General features: G+C 70.7%; 8 protein-coding genes and 2 pseudogenes. 3 read left to right on the forward strand and 7 right to left on the reverse strand.

Annotated features, from left to right (window positions below; translation table 11 throughout):
- Positions 1-124 precede the first annotated feature (124 nt).
- From JHW38_RS04785 to smc, 7 genes and pseudogenes are all read right to left on the reverse strand, one after another.
- The gene (locus tag JHW38_RS04785) at positions 125-889 is read right to left on the reverse strand and encodes a DUF3011 domain-containing protein (RefSeq protein ID WP_207524878.1); all 765 of its coding nucleotides are present in this window, start codon (positions 887-889) and stop codon (positions 125-127) included.
- 218 nt (positions 890-1,107) lie between these two features.
- On the reverse strand, positions 1,108-1,878 hold the full coding sequence (locus tag JHW38_RS04790; RefSeq protein WP_207524879.1) for a DUF3011 domain-containing protein: 771 nt from the start codon (positions 1,876-1,878) through the stop codon (positions 1,108-1,110).
- 173 nt (positions 1,879-2,051) lie between these two features.
- A complete protein-coding gene (gene epmA / locus JHW38_RS04795; protein WP_207524880.1) occupies positions 2,052-3,038 on the reverse strand; it encodes an EF-P lysine aminoacylase EpmA in 987 nt (328 codons plus the stop codon).
- Positions 3,035-3,274 (reverse strand): annotated as a pseudogene (locus JHW38_RS25875) (BRCT domain-containing protein); the annotation flags it as partial. The pseudogene JHW38_RS25875 and the gene epmA, both read right to left, overlap by 4 nt.
- A 185-nt stretch (positions 3,275-3,459) precedes the next feature.
- Positions 3,460-5,395: pseudogene (gene ligA, locus JHW38_RS04800) on the reverse strand (NAD-dependent DNA ligase LigA); the annotation flags it as partial.
- A 275-nt stretch (positions 5,396-5,670) separates the two neighbouring features.
- The gene (gene zipA / locus JHW38_RS04805) at positions 5,671-6,444 is read right to left on the reverse strand and encodes a cell division protein ZipA (RefSeq protein ID WP_207524882.1); all 774 of its coding nucleotides are present in this window, start codon (positions 6,442-6,444) and stop codon (positions 5,671-5,673) included.
- A 229-nt stretch (positions 6,445-6,673) separates the two neighbouring features.
- Complete coding sequence (smc, locus tag JHW38_RS04810) at positions 6,674-10,177, reverse strand: chromosome segregation protein SMC (protein ID WP_207524883.1); 3,504 nt, start codon at positions 10,175-10,177, stop codon at positions 6,674-6,676.
- A gap of 457 nt (positions 10,178-10,634) precedes the next feature.
- Here smc and JHW38_RS04815 point away from each other — a divergent pair, with 457 nt between their 5' ends.
- The 3 genes from JHW38_RS04815 (at position 10,635) to pgmB (ending at position 16,043) form a co-directional block, all read left to right on the forward strand.
- Positions 10,635-11,648, forward strand: a complete 1,014-nt coding sequence (locus JHW38_RS04815) for a LacI family DNA-binding transcriptional regulator (protein WP_242691200.1) — start codon at positions 10,635-10,637, stop codon at positions 11,646-11,648.
- A 264-nt stretch (positions 11,649-11,912) separates the two neighbouring features.
- Positions 11,913-12,713 carry a hypothetical protein gene (locus tag JHW38_RS04820; RefSeq protein WP_207524884.1) on the forward strand — a complete coding sequence of 267 codons (801 nt, stop codon included), beginning with the start codon at positions 11,913-11,915 and terminating at the stop codon, positions 12,711-12,713.
- Positions 12,714-13,016: 303 nt separating this feature from the next.
- On the forward strand, positions 13,017-16,043 hold the full coding sequence (gene pgmB / locus JHW38_RS04825; RefSeq protein ID WP_207524885.1) for a beta-phosphoglucomutase: 3,027 nt from the start codon (positions 13,017-13,019) through the stop codon (positions 16,041-16,043).
- Positions 16,044-16,069: the final 26 nt, after the last annotated feature.

Consider the following 16,069-nt stretch of genomic DNA (forward strand, 5'->3'; position numbering starts at 1 on the left):
GTTTTTGCGAAGGCCTTCGGGCCCGACGCTTTGCGCTCAGGTCGAGGTTCGCGCGGTCGACGCTTACGAAAACGCCCCGGCTTGCGGCCGGGGCGTTGGTCGTTTCCATGCGCAGCAGCGACGATCAATCGACCTGGAAGCGCCCGCGGCAACCGCCGGACACCCACACGCCGGAGCGGTCCCAGCCCCAGGTCTGGCCTTCGATGCACGGCGAGCCCGAGTTCTGGCGGATCAGGCGCACGTCGCGGCGAATGCTCATGTTGCAGCGGTTCTGGCGGTTGTTGTTGGACTCGCAGCTGATCTCGCGGCCACCGCCGCCCCAGCCGCCGCCGTTGTTGCCGCCGCCGTTCCAGCCGCCACCGCCGCGCCCGGCGACGAACTCGCCGCGGCAGCCGTTGTTGACCCACACCTCGCCCGGACGCGAACCCCAGCTCTGGCCCTCGATGCACGAGGTGCTCGACAGCTGGCGCTGCAGGCGCGCGCGGTTGCCGTTGATCGGGCAGCTGCGCCAGCGGCCGCCGTCGGATTCGCAGCGCACCACGTCGCCGCCGCTGCCGCCGCCGTTCCAGCCGCCGCCGCCGCCCCAGTTGCCGCCGCCGCGGCCCAGATCGAATTCGGCGCGGCAGCCTTCCGACACCCACACGCCGTTGCGGTCGGAGCCCCAGCTGCGGCCCTGGATGCACGACGAGCTCGACAGCTGGCGCGACAGGCGCACGCCGCCGCGGGTGTCGGCTTCGCAGCGGCGATAGCGGCCGCTGTCGGATTCGCAGCGGATGGTGCCGCCGCCACCGTAACCGTCGTTGTACTGCGGCGCGGCCTGGGCGGCGCCTGCGGCGCCGAGGCCGAGGGCCAAGGTGAGACCAGCGGTGGAAAGCATGCGTGCGGACATTGTTCGTGCTCCTTGTCGTCGTGATCGGTTTGTCGAGGACTCTAGCGTCGTTCGCTTAACGCCAGCTCAAGATTCCGGTGCGCGGACGAAGCCGATTGCGAATGTAAAAACCGCATTCATCGCGTGCTTATTGTTAAACGTTTACAGGCCTGAAAGCTGCCGTTGGTCGCGTGACTTTCGACCTAGACGCGCCGCGCGACGCAAGCTTCGCGCAAGCTTCAGCCGCCGCTGCCGCGGTAGTCCAATTCGAACTCCGCGCGGCAACCGCCTTCGACCCAGACGCCGTGCGCGTCGTAGCCCCAACTGCGGCCTTCCACGCATTCGGTCCGCGACAGTTGCTTGACCATGCGCACGCCCGATCCGGTCTCGCCATCGCAACGGCGCGCGCGGCGGTCCAGCGATTCGCACTTGAGCAGCTTGCGCGCATCGCTCGCGGCCGCCGCCGCGGCGGCATGCTCGTCCTCGGGTTGCGCGCCGAGCAGTCGGAACTCGCCGCGGCAGCCGCCGGCGACCCAGATGCCGCTGTTGTCGGTGCCCCAGGTTTGATTGCGCAGGCAAGGTTGCTTGGACAACTGCTGGGCCAGCGCCACGCCGTCTTCGCTGCGCGCCGCGCAATGGTTCCAGCGGCCGCCGACCGACTCACACTTGATCACCCGCGCGCCGCTGGTGCTGTCGGCGCCGCTGCCGCCGCGGCCGAGCACGAAGTCGGCCGAACAGCCCTGCGCGACCCACACGCCGCCGCGATCGGCGCCCCAGCTGGTGCCTTCCACGCACGGCTTGCCGGAGGTGCGCCGGACCAGGCGCACGCCGCCGCGGGTATCGGCCGGACAACGCACGGTTTGTTCGCCTTCGGACGTGCAGCGCAGCAGATTGCCGCCGTACAGCCGCTCGCCCGCGGGCTCGGCGAAGGCCGGGTCCGAAAAGGCCGCGCCGGCGCCGGTCACGGCGGTCAAGGCGCACAGCTGGATCGCGGCTTTCAGACTACCCATGCACGGCCCCCTGCGAGTGGTGCCAACACTCTAACCGCGAACCGTGAACTTGCAACGTAAAACGCCTAGCCGGCCGATCCGGGCAGGCACCCGGTTCACCGCGGTCAAGCGCAGGTGAAATCGAATGCGCCGGCGCCGTCAAGCGCAGGTGAAATCCGCCGCGGCCGGCGCGTTCAAGCGCGCGCGAAATCGAACGCCACGGTGTCGGCGATGCGCGCGCTGTCGAGCATCGCCATCAGCAAGCGGTCGACGCCGAGGGCGACGCCGGCGCAATCGGGAAAACCGGCGGCCAGCGCGGCCAGCAAGGCCTCGTCGCGCGGCGGCGCGGCGACGCCGCGTTGCGCGCGCACGCCGCGGTCGCGATCGAAGCGCGCGCCCTGCTCGGCCGCGTCGCGCAGCTCGTGGTAGCCGTTGGCCAGTTCCAGCGGCCCCAGGTACAACTCGAAACGCTCGGCCACTTGGATGCCGTCGGCGTCCGCGCGCACCCGCGCCAACGCGCATTGCGAGGCCGGGTAATCGCGCACGGCCAGCATTTCGTCGCGGCCGAACTGCGGTTGCAGGCGATGGGTCATCAGCAGGTCGAGCCAGTCGTCGCGCTGCAGTCCCGCGGGATCGATGACGACCTCGCCGAGCGCGGCGCGCAGTTCCTCGTCGCTGGCCGCGAACGGATCCAGTCCGAGACGCTCGCGGTAGAGCTCGCGGTAAGTCATTTCGCGCAACGTCGCCTCGCGCCCGACCAAAGCCAGCGCCGCGCGCACCAGTTCGGCGGTCTCGCCGATCAGGCGGCGGTGGTCCCAGCCGAGCCGGTACCACTCGAGCATGGTGAATTCGGGGTTGTGGCGGCCGCCGGCCTCGCCGTCGCGGAACACCCGGCCGAGTTCGTAGCAATCGCCGAACCCCGCCGCGAGCAGGCGCTTGAGCGCGAACTCCGGCGAGGTGCGCAGCCAGCGCGTGCGCGGCGCGCCGTCGAGGCGGCCGCTGAATTCCAGCGAGAACGAAGCGATGTTCGGATCGGTGTTGCCGGCGCGCGACAGCACCGGGGTTTCCACCTCGGTGACCGCACGCGCGGCGAAGAACGCGCGGATTTCGGCGTTAAGGCGCGCGCGCAGGCGCAGGGCTTCGAAGTCCGCCGAAGGCCGCCAGTCCGCCGTCGCGCTCATTCGTGTTCGGCCAGGAACGCCAGCAGCTTCGCCTCGTCCCACACATCCACACCGAGTTCCTGCGCCTTGGCCAGCTTGGAACCGGCGTCGCTGCCGGCGACCACGAAGCTGGTCTTCTTCGACACGCTGCCGGAGACCTTGGCGCCGAGCTTCTCCAGCCGCTCCTTGGCTTCGTCGCGGCTCATCGCGTCCAGGCCGCCGGTCAGCGCCGCGGTCTGGCCGTCGAGCGGTCCAACCGAAGAGGACTGAGCCACAGGCGTCAACGCATCGAGCCGCTTGAGCGCGTCGCCCACCCGCATCAACAAGCGCGCGTTCTCGTCCACGCTGAGCCACGACGCCAACGCCTGCGCGCTTTCCGCCGGCAAGCCCGCGGTCACGTACGCATGCTCCGGCGCGTCGAGCAGCTTCTGCGCGTCGCCGAACGCGGCGCCGAGCTGGTCGGCGCGGATCTTGGTGACCTTGGGAATCTCCATGTCGACCAGCAGCGTCGCCAGGTTCAGGCCTTCGCGCAGTTTGGCCGAAGGCGCCCGCACCTCGCCGACGCCGACCCCGCGCGCGAGCAGATCGTCGATGACCTGCTGGTTGCCGGGCTGGTCGAAGAAATGGCCGAGCGCGCGCGCGACTTCGCCGCCGACATCCGGCAGGCGCTTGAACACCGGCCACGGCAGCGAGCGGATCAGGGCCAGATCGCCGAGCCACAGCGACAGCGCCTTGGCCGTGCTCTCGCCGACGTGCTGGATGCCGAGCGCGAACAGGAAGCGCTCGAGCGTGCTGGCGCGGCTGTGGTCGATGGCCTCGATCAGGTTTTCGGCCCACTTGGTCGCGACCTTGCCGGCCTTCACCGTCTCCGGCGTGGTGCCGTCGCGCTCGTCGGCGCGGCGCTTCATTTCCAGCAGGTCGTCGAGTTCGAGCTTGTACAGGTCGGCGACCGACTGCACATAGCCCAGGTCCGACAAGTCCTCGATGTAGCGCTCGCCGAGGCCTTCGATGTCCATCGCCCGGCGCGAGGCGAAATGGCCGATGGCCTGCTTGCGCTGGGCCGCGCAGGTCAGGCCGCCGGAGCAGCGCCAGACCACGCCGTCCTCCTCGCGCAGGATTTCCGAACCGCACACCGGGCAGTGTTCGGGCATGCGCCATTCCGGCGCGTCGGGCGCGCGGTATTCGGGCACCACTCGCGCGACTTCCGGGATCACGTCGCCGGCGCGGCGCACGATCACCGTGTCGCCGACGCGCACGTCCAGGCGCGCGATCTGGTCGGCGTTGTGCAAGGTGGCGTTGGTGACGACCACGCCGGCGACCTGCACCGGCTTGAGCCGTGCGACCGGGGTGGCGGCGCCGGTGCGGCCGATCTGGATGTCGATGCCTTCCAGCAGCGTCGACTGCTCCTGGGCCGGGAACTTGTGCGCGATCGCCCAGCGCGGCGCGCGCGAGACGAAGCCCATTTCGCGCTGGCCGGCGTAGTCGTCGAGCTTGTAGACCACGCCGTCGATGTCGAACGGCAGCGAATCGCGCTTGGCGCCCATCTGCCGGTAATAGCCGAGCAGCCCTTCGGTGCCGGCGACCACGCCGCTTTCGGTGCTGACCGGGAAGCCCCAGTCGCGCAGTTGCTTCAAGGTCGCCGAATGGCTGGCCGGCAGTTGGTAATCGTCCGCGACCACGCCGACGGCGTAGGCGTAGAACGCCAGCGGCCGCAGCGCGGTGACGCGCGGGTCGAGCTGACGCAGCGAGCCGGCCGCGCCGTTGCGCGGATTGGCCAGGACCTTGCCGCCCTCGGCGATGGCCTTTTCGTTGTAGGCCTTGAACGCGGCCAGCGGCATGTAGACCTCGCCGCGCACTTCCAGCAACGCCGGCCAGCCTTGGCCGCGCAGCTTCATCGGGATCGCCTTGACCGTGCGCAGGTTCGCGGTGACGTCCTCGCCGGTGGCGCCGTCGCCGCGGGTCGCGCCCTGGACGAAGGCGCCGTGTTCGTAGCGCAGGCTGATCGCCAGGCCGTCGAGCTTGGGCTCGACCGAGAACTCCGGCGCCGTGCGGTCCAGGCGCTCCTCGATCCGGCGCACGAAGTCGGCGACTTCCTCATCGGAGAAGGCGTTGCCTAGCGAGAGCATCGGCACCGCGTGGCGCACTTCGGCGAACTGGCCCGACGGCGAGCTGCCGACGCGCTGGGTCGGCGAATCGGCCGTGGCCAGTTCGGGGTGTTCGGCTTCCAGCGCTTCGAGCTCGCGCAGCAAGCGGTCGTACTCGATGTCGGCCAGGGTCGGATCGTCGAGGACGTAATAGCGGTAGTTGGCGTCTTCGAGCCGGGCGCGCAGTTCGGCGGCGCGTTGCGCGGCGGGGGTCGCGGTGGTTTTCGGGGTCACGGGTCGGCGTCCTGGCGCGGCGATGGCGGCATTTTGAACGGGAATCGCGCAATTGTGCATGGCGGATGTCGCCCGAAGTGCGACTGCTCGCTGTAGGAGCGGCGCGAGCCGCGACTGCGGAACATCGCTTGCGACGCGCGCCGGAAGCCCGATGTTCGGCCATGACGACGATTGCGGAGGTTCGTCGTTGTTTCGTTGGCGCGGTCGCGGCTCGCGCCGCTCCTACACAGGAAAGCCTCGAACGACGACGCCCCGCCGAGGCGGGGCGTGAGGGCTTACCAGCGCGTCGGCTTGCTCAGCGGCGGCGCTTCGCGCTGGCGGTCGTAGGCGCGCAGTTCGTCGCGCAGGTGGGCGATGCGCTGGCGGCCCAGGGCGTTGCGCTGTTCGTCCAGGACCACCGCGTCGAGCAGTTCGGCCATGCGCTGGGCGGTCGGCAGCATGGTTTCCCAGGCGTCCAGCGCCGGCACCGGCGCCGGCAGGGTCAGGAAGAAGGCGATCGCCGGGGTCTCCAGCGCCTGGATCTGGCTCATGTCGAAGCTGCCGGGCTTCATGATGTTGGCCACGCTGAACACCGGGCCGCGCTCGGGATGGCCTTCGACCAGGCGGTGGAACACGCCCATGTGGCCGTAGACCAGGCCGGCCTTTTCGGCGGCGACGACGATGTCGGGGCCGTGCAGCTTCTGCCCGGCGCGCGCGGCCAGGTACAGGGTCACGATCTTGTCGAACTCGTCGCTGACGCGCCGGCCGAGCTCGCTGGTCGCGGCGTTGCCGCCGCCTTCCAGGGTGCGGTCGAACAGCTCCAGCTCGGCCTGGGTGGTGGCCTCGCCGGGCGGCTGGCCGCCCTCGCCGAGTTCGTGTTCGAGCTGCTCGCCCAGGGTCGGTTCCTGGCGCGGCGCGGCCGGCTTGCGCTCGCCGGCGCGGGCTTCGTCCTCGCGGGCGATGCGCTTGCCCTGGCCGGGCTTGCGCGGACGGCCGAAGAACACGATCGCGCCGATCAGGATCAGGCCGGCGATCAGGATGCCGATCCTCATCAGGGTCACGTCGGACATTCGGTTGCTCCTTTTGCTGCTGGGAATCGGAAGTCGGGAATCGTCGCGGCGCAACGCAGCCGTTCGTCCGCTTACCCATCGTTCCGATTTTTGTTGATCTTGTAGTGGAAACGGAAACCGCGAGATAGAAAATCGTTAAGGCCCGTCGCTGCGATCCGGCGCGATCCGAACGCCGGAAGCGAAGCGACCGCCGCGACGATTCCGGCCCCGGTTCCCGACGCAGCGCGGCTTACGCAGCGCCGGCCAGACGCGTCGCCTCGGCCAGGTCCACCGACACCAGCCGGCTCACGCCGGGCTCGCGCATGGTCACGCCCGAGAGCTGGTGCGCGGCTTCCATCGTCGCCTTGTTGTGGCTGACGAACAGGAACTGTACCTGTTCGCTCATCTCGCTGACCATCGCGGTGAAGCGGCCGACGTTGGCTTCGTCGAGCGGCGCGTCGACCTCGTCGAGCAGGCAGAACGGCGCCGGGTTCAAGCGGAAGATCGCGAACACCAGGGCCACCGCGGTCATCGCCTTCTCGCCGCCGGACAGCAGCGAGATGTTCGACACGCGCTTGCCCGGCGGCCGCGCCATGATCGCCACGCCGGTGTCGAGCAGGTCCTCGCCGGTGAGTTCCAGATAGGCGTGGCCGCCGCCGAACAGGCGCGGATACAACTCCTGCACGCCGGAATTGACTCGGTCGAAGGTGTCCTTGAAGCGGCCGCGGGTTTCGCGGTCGATCTTGCGGATCGCCTCTTCCAGGGTTTCCAGCGCGGTGGTCAGGTCGGTGTTCTGCGCGTCCAGGTAATCCTTGCGCTGCGCGGCCTCGGCGTGCTCGGCGATCGCCGCCAGGTTCACCGGTTCGAGCCGGCGCAGCTTGTTGTCGAGGTCGGCGACGGCGCGTTCCCAGGTCTGCGGGTCGGCGTCTTCGTCGAGCGCGTTGACCACGTCCTGCAGCACCGCGCCGGCTTCGGCGATGGCTTCGGTCAGGGTTTCGGCCTTGAGCACCAGCGCCTGCTGCTCCAACCGGCGCTGGCCGATGCCTTCGCGCTGTTGCAAGGCCTGTTCGTCGCGCTGCTGGCGGGTCTGCTCGAACTTGCGCAGGTCGTTGTCGATGCCGTCCAGCGCGGTGCGCGCGCCGGTCAGGTCCTGCTCGGCGACGACCCGCTGTTCCAGCGCGACCTGACGCTGCTGCTCCAGGTCCTGCACCGGCCGGTCGCCGTCGCTGAGCTGCGAGGTGAGCTCGCTCAGGCGCGTATCGAGCTGGCCGCGCTGGCCGCCCATGCGCTGCAGGGTCTGGGCCAGCCCGGCGATCTGCGCGCGCTGGGTTTCCAGGCTCAGCACCAGGGCGTGGGCGGCGTCGCGCGATTCGCGCGCCATGTTGCGCGCCGAATCGCGCGCTTCGAACAGGCGGCTGCGCTCGGCTTCCAGGCGCTGGCGCTGGTCTTCGAGTTCGCCCATGCGTTCGACCGCGGCTTCCTGGCGCAGCCGCGCCTCGCGCGCCTGCTCGTTGCCGGCGTCGAGCGCGATCAGCAACTGCTCCAGGTCGGCGTCGATCTTGTCGATGCGGTTGCGGGCCTGATCGAGCCGGCCCTGGTGGCTCTGCAACTGGCCGGCCAGCTCGGACACGCTGCGGTGGGCCATGTACAGCGAGCGCTGCGCGTCTTCGCGGTGCTGCTCGGCGGCCAGGGCGCGGTCGCGCAGCTGGATCTGGGTCTGTTCGAGCTCGCGCTCGCGTTCCTGCAGTTCTTCGATTTCGCTGCGCAGGGTCTGGATCTCGCGCTCGCGCAGCAGCGCGCCCTGCTTGGCCGCGCCGGAGCGCAGCACCCGCAGCCAGCCGGCGCCGAGGCGCTCGCCGTTGCGGGTGATGACGGTCTCGTCCGCGCCGATCTGCGCGACCAGCGCGCGCGCCGCGGCGAGGTCGTCGGCGCCGTGCAGGCGCGCGAGCAGGCGGCGGATCGCGGCCGGCCCCTGCACTTTCGAAGCCAGCGAGGTCGCGGGATACGTCGCTGCGTCGCGCTCGGGCGAGACCAGCGCCAGCCGGCCCTCGCCGAGTTCGCCGATCGCGTCGACCAGGGTTTCCGGCGCTTCCACCAGCACGCCTTCGATCAGCTGGCCGAGCGCGCTTTCGACCGCGTTCTCCCAGCCCGCCTCGACGCTGAGCGCTTCGCCGACGCGCTGGGCCGAATCCAGCCCGCGCGCCTTGAGCCAGGTCAGCGCCGCGCCCTGCTCCTGGCCGAGCGCGGCGTGCTGCAGGGTTTCCAGCGACGACAAACGGCCGCGCGAGGTCTGCGCCTGCTTGCGCACCTCGGCCAGTTGGTTCTGGGTGCCGCGCTGCTGCTCCTGCAGGTCGCTGAGCGAGGTCTTACGGTTTTCGAGTTCTTCGGTGAGGCTGTCCAGCGACTCTTTCTGCAAGTCGTGCTGGCTCTGCAATTGTTCGAACGCCGCGGCCAAGGCGGCGACGTCGAGTCCCGAGCGCTCGCTGGTCAAGGCTTCGCGGCGGCGATCGGCGTCGAGGGTCTGGCGGTCCAGGCCTTCGATGCGGGTGCGCTCGACTTCGGCCGCGCGCGCGGCTTCGGATTGTTCGCGGCTGTGGCCGTCCCAGCGCTGCTGCCAGTCCTGCAGCTTGGTTTCGGCCTCGCGCAGCGCGTCCTGGCGCGCTTCGTCGTCCTCGCGCAAGGCCTCCAGGCGCGGCTCGGCGTCGGCGACCGCGGCGGTCAGCACGTCCAGGCGCGACTGGTCGCTGCCGATGTGCTCGCCGATTTCCTCCAGCTGCGCCAGCGCTTCCTCGCGCGCCTTGCGCAGGCGGCCGGACAGGTCGCGCTGGTGCTGGATCTGCTGTTCGATGCGGGCCAGCGCGCCGCCGACTTCGTAGCTGGCGGCTTGGGCCTTGTTCAGCGCCGCGGCGGCTTCCTCGCGGCGCACGCGTCCGGTTTCCAGTTCGCGCTCGGCTTCGCGCTGCTCGGCGATGAGCTGCTGCAAACGGGTTTCCTGCGACGCCAGCTTCTCGCGCTGGGCCTGCAGTTTCTGGTCGAGGGCGCGGTATTCCAGCGCCTTCCACTCCACGTCCTTGACTTTGCGCTCGGCCTGGATCGTCTGGTACTGCTCGGCCTGGCGCGCCTGCCGGCGCAGGTGTTCGAGCTGCTTGCCGACTTCTTCGCGCAGGTCGCTGAGGCGGTCGAGGTTCTCGCGGGTGTGGCGGATCCGGGTCTCGGTTTCCTTGCGCCGTTCCTTGTACTTGGAGATGCCGGCGGCTTCTTCCAGGTAGACGCGCAGTTCCTCGGGCTTGGCCTCGATGATCTGCGAAATCATGCCCTGCTCGATGATCGAGTAGCTGCGCGGGCCCAGGCCGGTGCCGAGGAACAGGTCGGTGATGTCGCGGCGGCGGCACTTGGCGCCGTTGAGGTAGTACTGGTTGACGCTGTCGCGGCTGACCGTGCGCTTGACCGAGATCTCGTTGAACGCGCCGTATTCGCCGGTGATGGTGTGGTCGGAGTTGTCGAACACCAGCTCGACCATCGCCTGCGAGACCGGCTTGCGCGCGGACGAACCGGCGAAGATCACGTCGGTCAGCGAATCGCCGCGCAGCCGGCTGGCCGAGCTCTCGCCCATGACCCAGCGCACCGCGTCGATGATGTTCGACTTGCCGCAGCCGTTGGGACCGACGACGCCGGTCATGTTGGTGGGCAGGTGCAGCGTGGTCGGGTCGACGAAGGACTTGAAACCGGACAGCTTGATCGTGGACAGACGCATGCGGCGTTGGGGCCTCTGGGCGGCGGACGCGGCCGTGAACAGGTGGATTAGAAACTGCGGCCAAGTGATTGAATCCGCTGGGCCAGACGCGGTTCTGGGCCGCGCTTACCCGGGAGTATAGCGGGCCGCGGCCGAGCCCGCCGTCGACACCGGCCGGCGGCCGCTGGCGGCGGTGGTCCGCGCTGCGCGCCCGCCGGCCTGGGACGCGGGCGTCGGGTCCGGCGCAGCCGTGGCGGCGGCGGTCGCCCGGACGGCGCCGCGGGCCCACGGCGGCGGCGCCTCGCGCGCCGGCGGCGCGCGATCGCCACGGCGCGCATGAGCGCCGCGCCCGGCGCCGCTGGCGGCCCCGCGCGCGGCCTCGCGCCGGAACCGGTAGCGCCGACCCCGCGCGCGGCATGGTAAATAGGGGCGGCCCGTTTTCGTCGCGATCCCGGAAGGATCCGTTGCCTACCCGCCTATGAGCCGACCGCGCGCTTCCAATCCGACCCGCAAGGCCGGCGAGCACCTGACCATGGCCGATCTGGCCGAGCTGGCCGGGGTCTCGGCGATCACCGTCTCGCGCGCCTTGCGCGACAGCCCGCTGGTCAATCCCGAGACCCGCCAGCGGATCAAGGAACTGGCCGAACGCCAGGGTTACCAGTTCAACATCTCCGCGCGCAATCTGCGCCTGCGCCGCAGCATGACGGTGGCGGTGGTGGTCGAGATGAAGCCCACGGTCGAGCGGCAGATGTCCGGCCCGTACCCGCTGGACCTGCTCGGCGGCATCAGCCAGGAGCTGACCTCGGCCGGCTACAGCGTGCTGCTGACCTCGCTGCAGGGCGGCGCCCTGCCGAGCGTGCAGGCCGCCGACGGGGTGATCCTGCTCGGCCAGGGCGCGCACGAGGACGCGATGCACGAGGTCCGGCGCTGGGGCCGGCCGATGGTGGTGTGGGGCGCGGTCAGCCGGCACGAATCGCAGGTGGTGGTCGGCAGCGACAACCAGCGCGGCGGCAAGCTCGCCGCCGAACGTTTCCTGGCCCTGGGCCGGCGCCGGCCGGTGTTCCTCGGCGATGAGGCCCACGGCGAATTCGCCGAGCGCCTGCTCGGCTTCCGCGAAGCGCTGGGCGAGCGCGGGATCGAACCGCTGACCCCGACCGTGGCCAATTTCACCGTCAGCGCCGGCGCCCAGGCGGTGCACGCGCTGCTCGACCAGCACCCGCAGTTCGACGCCTTGTTCGCCGCCAGCGACTTGCTCGCGATCGGCGCGATCCGCGCGTTGATCGAACGCGGCCGGCGCGTGCCCGAGGACGTGTCGGTGATCGGCTACGACGACACCCCGCTCGGCGCGACCTACCTGCCGCCGCTGACTTCGATCCACCAGAACTTCGTCGACGCCGGCGTGCTGCTGGCGCGCAAGGTGCTGGCGCTGATCGAAGGCGAAGCGGCGGCGTCGGAGATCCTGCCGACCCATCTGGTCGCGCGGGTGACCTGAGCGCCGACCCGGCACCGGGCCGCTACGCGCGGCCGGGCCGTCCGACCGCTCCGCCAAGCCGATCGCAGATCGGCGAATCCGCCGCGCGCAACAGCGACGCAATCGCGGTTCCGGGTTTGAACTCGCCACCGCGCGCGCTGGACGCCGCCGCGCGGACGCGACTAGCGTGAGCGGGCGCGAGCCACTGCGCGCAGCGCCGCCGCAACGGGCGGCGCGCCCGTCGTCGAGTTTGCGCCTGCCTCGCCGCACTCAAGGAAGAACGCCATGACCGCGCTCCCGTCCGCACTCGCCTCCCCTCGCCTGCGCGCTGCGCTGCTTCGCCTCGCCGCCGTCGCCGGCCTGCTGCTGGCCGGCGCGGCGCAGGCCGCGCCGCCGTACAGCGGCACGATCTATCTGGCCCCGAACCTGATCACCGCCGCCGACCCCACCGAGTACGTCGGCGCCAGCTATATCGGCCAGGCGCCGCGGCAGATGTTCGACCGCCGCGTCAACGCGTTCGTGGTCTACAACGCGTTCCTGTTCGATGTCGCCTTCGCCAACGGCTACCACGTCGAAGCCCAGGTCAATCCCGAATTCGGCAGCCCGGCCGCGGCCTACGCCGAGGTCGATCACTACGCCCGCGTGGTCGGCCGGCTGCCGCGCGCGCTGCGCACCCACTTGGCGACGCTGTGGATCCACCGCGGCGACCAGCCGTTCGGCGGCGGCAACAACAACCTGCTGATCCACACCGGCAGCTACGCGGCCGACTACATCGCCCGCGGCATCCTCGAAGAAACCCTGGCCCACGAAGCCACCCACACCTCGATCGACCCGAACCACGCCGCTGCGTTCGGCTGGCTGATGGCGCAGGCCTGGGACCGCGAATACATCTCGACCTACGCGCGCGACAACCCGACCCGCGAAGACCTCGCCGAAACCTTCCTGATGTGGCTGGCAGTGCGCCACGGCATGGCCCGGATTCCGCCGGACGTGGCCTACAACGTGCTGACCACGGTGCCCAACCGGCTGGCGTATTTCGACCAGCTGCGGCCGGATCTGGCGCCGTACGTGTACACCCACCCGTAAGCCGCGCCGGCGCGCCGCGGGTTCGCGCACGCGGACGCTCGCGGCGTGTTGCGGCGCAGCGCGAGGCGGCCTGCGGCGCGCCTGCGCCCGGCCCGCGATTGCGCACCGCAACAATCGGCTAAGCCTCTGATTCGCGCGGCTCAAGCCGGCGCGGCGCGGTCCGCCGCAGCGGGCGCGGAACCCAGCCCCGGCGCGACCGCGGCCACACTCTGTTATCGATAACTTGACATCGATAACAATCAATCCCTAGGGTCCGCCTCCAAGCCGCCGCGTTCGCGGCGTCCACGATCCAGGACCTGTTGCGTGATTCAGCCTCAAACCGCCGCCGCCCCCCTCGACGCCGATCCGGCCTCCGCTCCGGCCGACGCCTGGACCCTGCGCCAGACCGCCCGCGACCCGGCCCGCGCCCGCCGCGACGAAACCCTGTTCGCCCTGGCCAACGGTTCGCTCGGCGTGCGCGGCGGGCTCGAGGAAGCCGACGGCGGCAGCGACGGCAGTTTCCTGGCCGCGGTCTACGAGCAGCACCCGATCCACTACCACGAGCGCTTCGCCGGTTTCCCGCGCCACACCGACACCCGCCTGCCGGTCGCCGACGGCCAGCGCATCGCGGTGTTCGCCGGCGCCGAACGCCTGCTGCCGGCGCCGGCCGAAGACTTCGAACGCGAACTCGACCTGCGCCGCGGCCGCCTGTCGCGCCGCAGCGTGCTGCGCACCGCCGCCGGCGCGCGCATCGAGGTCCGCGCCGAACGGGTGGTGCCGTTCGACAGCGGCGTCGCCGGCGTCGACCTGCTGGCGATCCGCTACCGCGTCACCTCGCTGGACTACAGCGGCGAACTGACCCTGGCTTCGGCGATCGAATGCGGCCACGCCGCGGCCGAGCAAGGCGACGACCCGCGCATCGGCGTGGCCTCGGCCGAAGGCCTGCAACTGCTCGCGCGGCGGGCCGACGAGCGCGGCGCGCAGGTGGTCCAGGCGACCCGCCGCAGCGGCGTGCGCGCGGTCTGCGAACAGGCCCACCGCGGCGAAGGACTCGAATTCGCCGGCGCCGAACTCGGCGACGAGCGCGTGGTCCAGCGCTACCGCGCGCAGTTGCAACCCGGCCGCTCGGCGACGCTGGAAAAGTTCGTCGCCTACGTCAGCGACCGCAATCCGCACGCCACCGATCTCCCCGTCGCCGCCGCGCAGGCCTTGCAGCAAGCGCAGGCGCAGGGTTTCGACGCAGTCGCCACGCGCCAGGCCGAAGCGCTGGCGCGGTTCTGGGACGGTGCCGACCTGTCGATCGAAGGCGACGCCGCGTCCGAACAGGCGCTGCGCTTCAACCTGTTCCACCTGCTGCAATCGGCCGGCCGCAACGGCATCGACGGCACCGCCGCCAAGGGCCTCACCGGCGAAGGCTACGAAGGCCATTATTTCTGGGACACCGAGGCCTTCATGCTGCCGGTGATGGCCTACACCGACCCGGACGCGGCGCGCGCCATGCTGCATGCGCGCTACCTCGCGCTGGAGCCGGCGCGCAAGCACGCGCGCGAGATGAACCACGCGCGCGGCGCGCTGTTCCCGTGGCGCACCATCACCGGCGGCGAATGCTCGGCGCACTACCCGTCCGGTTCGGCCGCGTACCACATCAACGCGGCGGTGGCCTACGGCATCGGCCTGTACCTCGACGCCAGCGGCGACCGCGATTTCCTCGCCGATTTCGGCGCCGAGATGCTGTTCGAGACCGCGCGCATCTGGCCGCAGGTCGGCCACTTCAATCCGCGCCGCGGCGGCGCGTTCTGCATCCACGACGTCACCGGCCCGGACGAGTACACCGCGCTGGTCGACAACAATTTCTATACCAACCGCATGGCGCAGCGGCATCTGCTGCGCGCGGTGGCGGCGTGGGAGGAGCTCGAACGCGAGCGCCCGCAGCGGCTGCGCGAACTGGCCCAACGCCTGCAACTGGACGCGCACGAAGTCGCGACCTGGCGCCGCGCCGCCGAATCGATGTTCCTGCATTACGACGAAGCCCTGGGCATCTACGCCCAGGACGACACCTTCCTCGACAAGCCGCGCTGGCCGTTCCCGGCGCGCGACGGCGAACACCGGCCGCTGCTGCTGGATTACCACCCGCTGACGCTGTACCGCTATCAGGTGTGCAAGCAGGCCGACGTGGTCATGGGCCTGGTCCTGGCCGGCGACGGCATCGCCGCCGACATCAAGCGCCGCAGCTACGACTACTACGCCGCGGTGACCACCCACGATTCGACCTTGTCGGCGTCGGTGTTCGGCATCCTCGCCAGCGAAGTCGGCCACGCGGACCAAGCCGAGCGCTTCTTCCACGACAACCTGCGCGTGGACCTCGACGACCTGCACGGCAACACCGACCACGGCGTACACATGGCCGCGCTGGCCGGCACCTGGCTCGGCCTGACCTCGGGCTTCGCCGGCCTGCGCGCGATCGACGGCGTCCTGCACTTCGCCCCGACCCTGCCGCAGCGCTGGGACGGCTACGCCTTCGGCCTGCGCTGGCAGGGCCGGCGCCTGCGCGTGCGGGTGCGCCGCGACGGCGTCGAGTATTCGCTGCTCGATGGCGCGCCGCTGACGCTCGCGCATGCCGGCCAACGTTTCGAACTGAGCCAGGACGCACCGGCGCAGCGCGCGCTCGCCGCGCCGCAGATCGATGCGCGCGAGCGTTTTCCGCGCCCCGCGCAAGCGCTGATCTTCGATCTCGACGGCGTGCTGACCGACACCGCGCAGACCCATTACCGCGCCTGGAAGCGCATGGCCGACGAAGAAGGCCTGCCGTTCGACCAGCACGTCAACGAACAGCTCAAGGGCGTGGACCGGATGACCTCGCTGGAGATCATCCTGCGCCATGCCGGCCGCAGCCTGAGTCTTGAGCAGAAGCAAGCGCTGGCCGAACGCAAGAACGGCTACTACGTCGAAGCCATCGCCGAGGTCAGGCCGAAGGACCTGTTCCCGGGCGTGGCGCGGGTGCTGGAGCAGGCGCGCGCGCGCGGGCTCAAGCTCGGCGTCGCCTCGGCCAGCCGCAACGCCGCCGCCCTGCTCGACCGGCTCGGCATCGCCGGGCGCTTCGACTACATCGCCGACGCCGCGCGCATCGCCCGCGCCAAGCCGGCGCCGGACATTTTCCTCGACGTCGCCGCCGCGCTCGGCGTGGCGCCGTCGCGCTGCATCGGCCTGGAGGACGCCGCCGCCGGCGTGGCCGCGATCAAGTCCGCCGGCATGGCCGCGGTCGGCATCGGCGACGCGCGCACGCTCGCGCAGGCCGACGCTTGCCTGGCGGACATCGCGGCGTTCGACGTAGACGCTTTCGTTTCGCCCTGACCGCGCCGGCACGTACCGTCGCGGCG

The sequence above is a fragment of the Lysobacter enzymogenes genome, from assembly GCF_017355525.1.
Lineage (GTDB): Bacteria > Pseudomonadota > Gammaproteobacteria > Xanthomonadales > Xanthomonadaceae > Lysobacter > Lysobacter enzymogenes_C.

What these genes read in the sequence shown, in the direction of transcription:
- JHW38_RS04785 (WP_207524878.1), bottom strand. Translation starts at nt 889, where the DNA reads ATGTCCGCACGCATGCTTTCCACCGCTGGTCTCACCTTGGCCCTCGGC.
- JHW38_RS04790 (WP_207524879.1), bottom strand. Translation starts at nt 1,878, where the DNA reads ATGGGTAGTCTGAAAGCCGCGATCCAGCTGTGCGCCTTGACCGCCGTG.
- epmA (WP_207524880.1), bottom strand. Translation starts at nt 3,038, where the DNA reads ATGAGCGCGACGGCGGACTGGCGGCCTTCGGCGGACTTCGAAGCCCTG.
- zipA (WP_207524882.1), bottom strand. Translation starts at nt 6,444, where the DNA reads ATGTCCGACGTGACCCTGATGAGGATCGGCATCCTGATCGCCGGCCTG.
- smc (WP_207524883.1), bottom strand. Translation starts at nt 10,177, where the DNA reads ATGCGTCTGTCCACGATCAAGCTGTCCGGTTTCAAGTCCTTCGTCGAC.
- JHW38_RS04815 (WP_242691200.1), top strand. Translation starts at nt 10,635, where the DNA reads ATGAGCCGACCGCGCGCTTCCAATCCGACCCGCAAGGCCGGCGAGCAC.
- JHW38_RS04820 (WP_207524884.1), top strand. Translation starts at nt 11,913, where the DNA reads ATGACCGCGCTCCCGTCCGCACTCGCCTCCCCTCGCCTGCGCGCTGCG.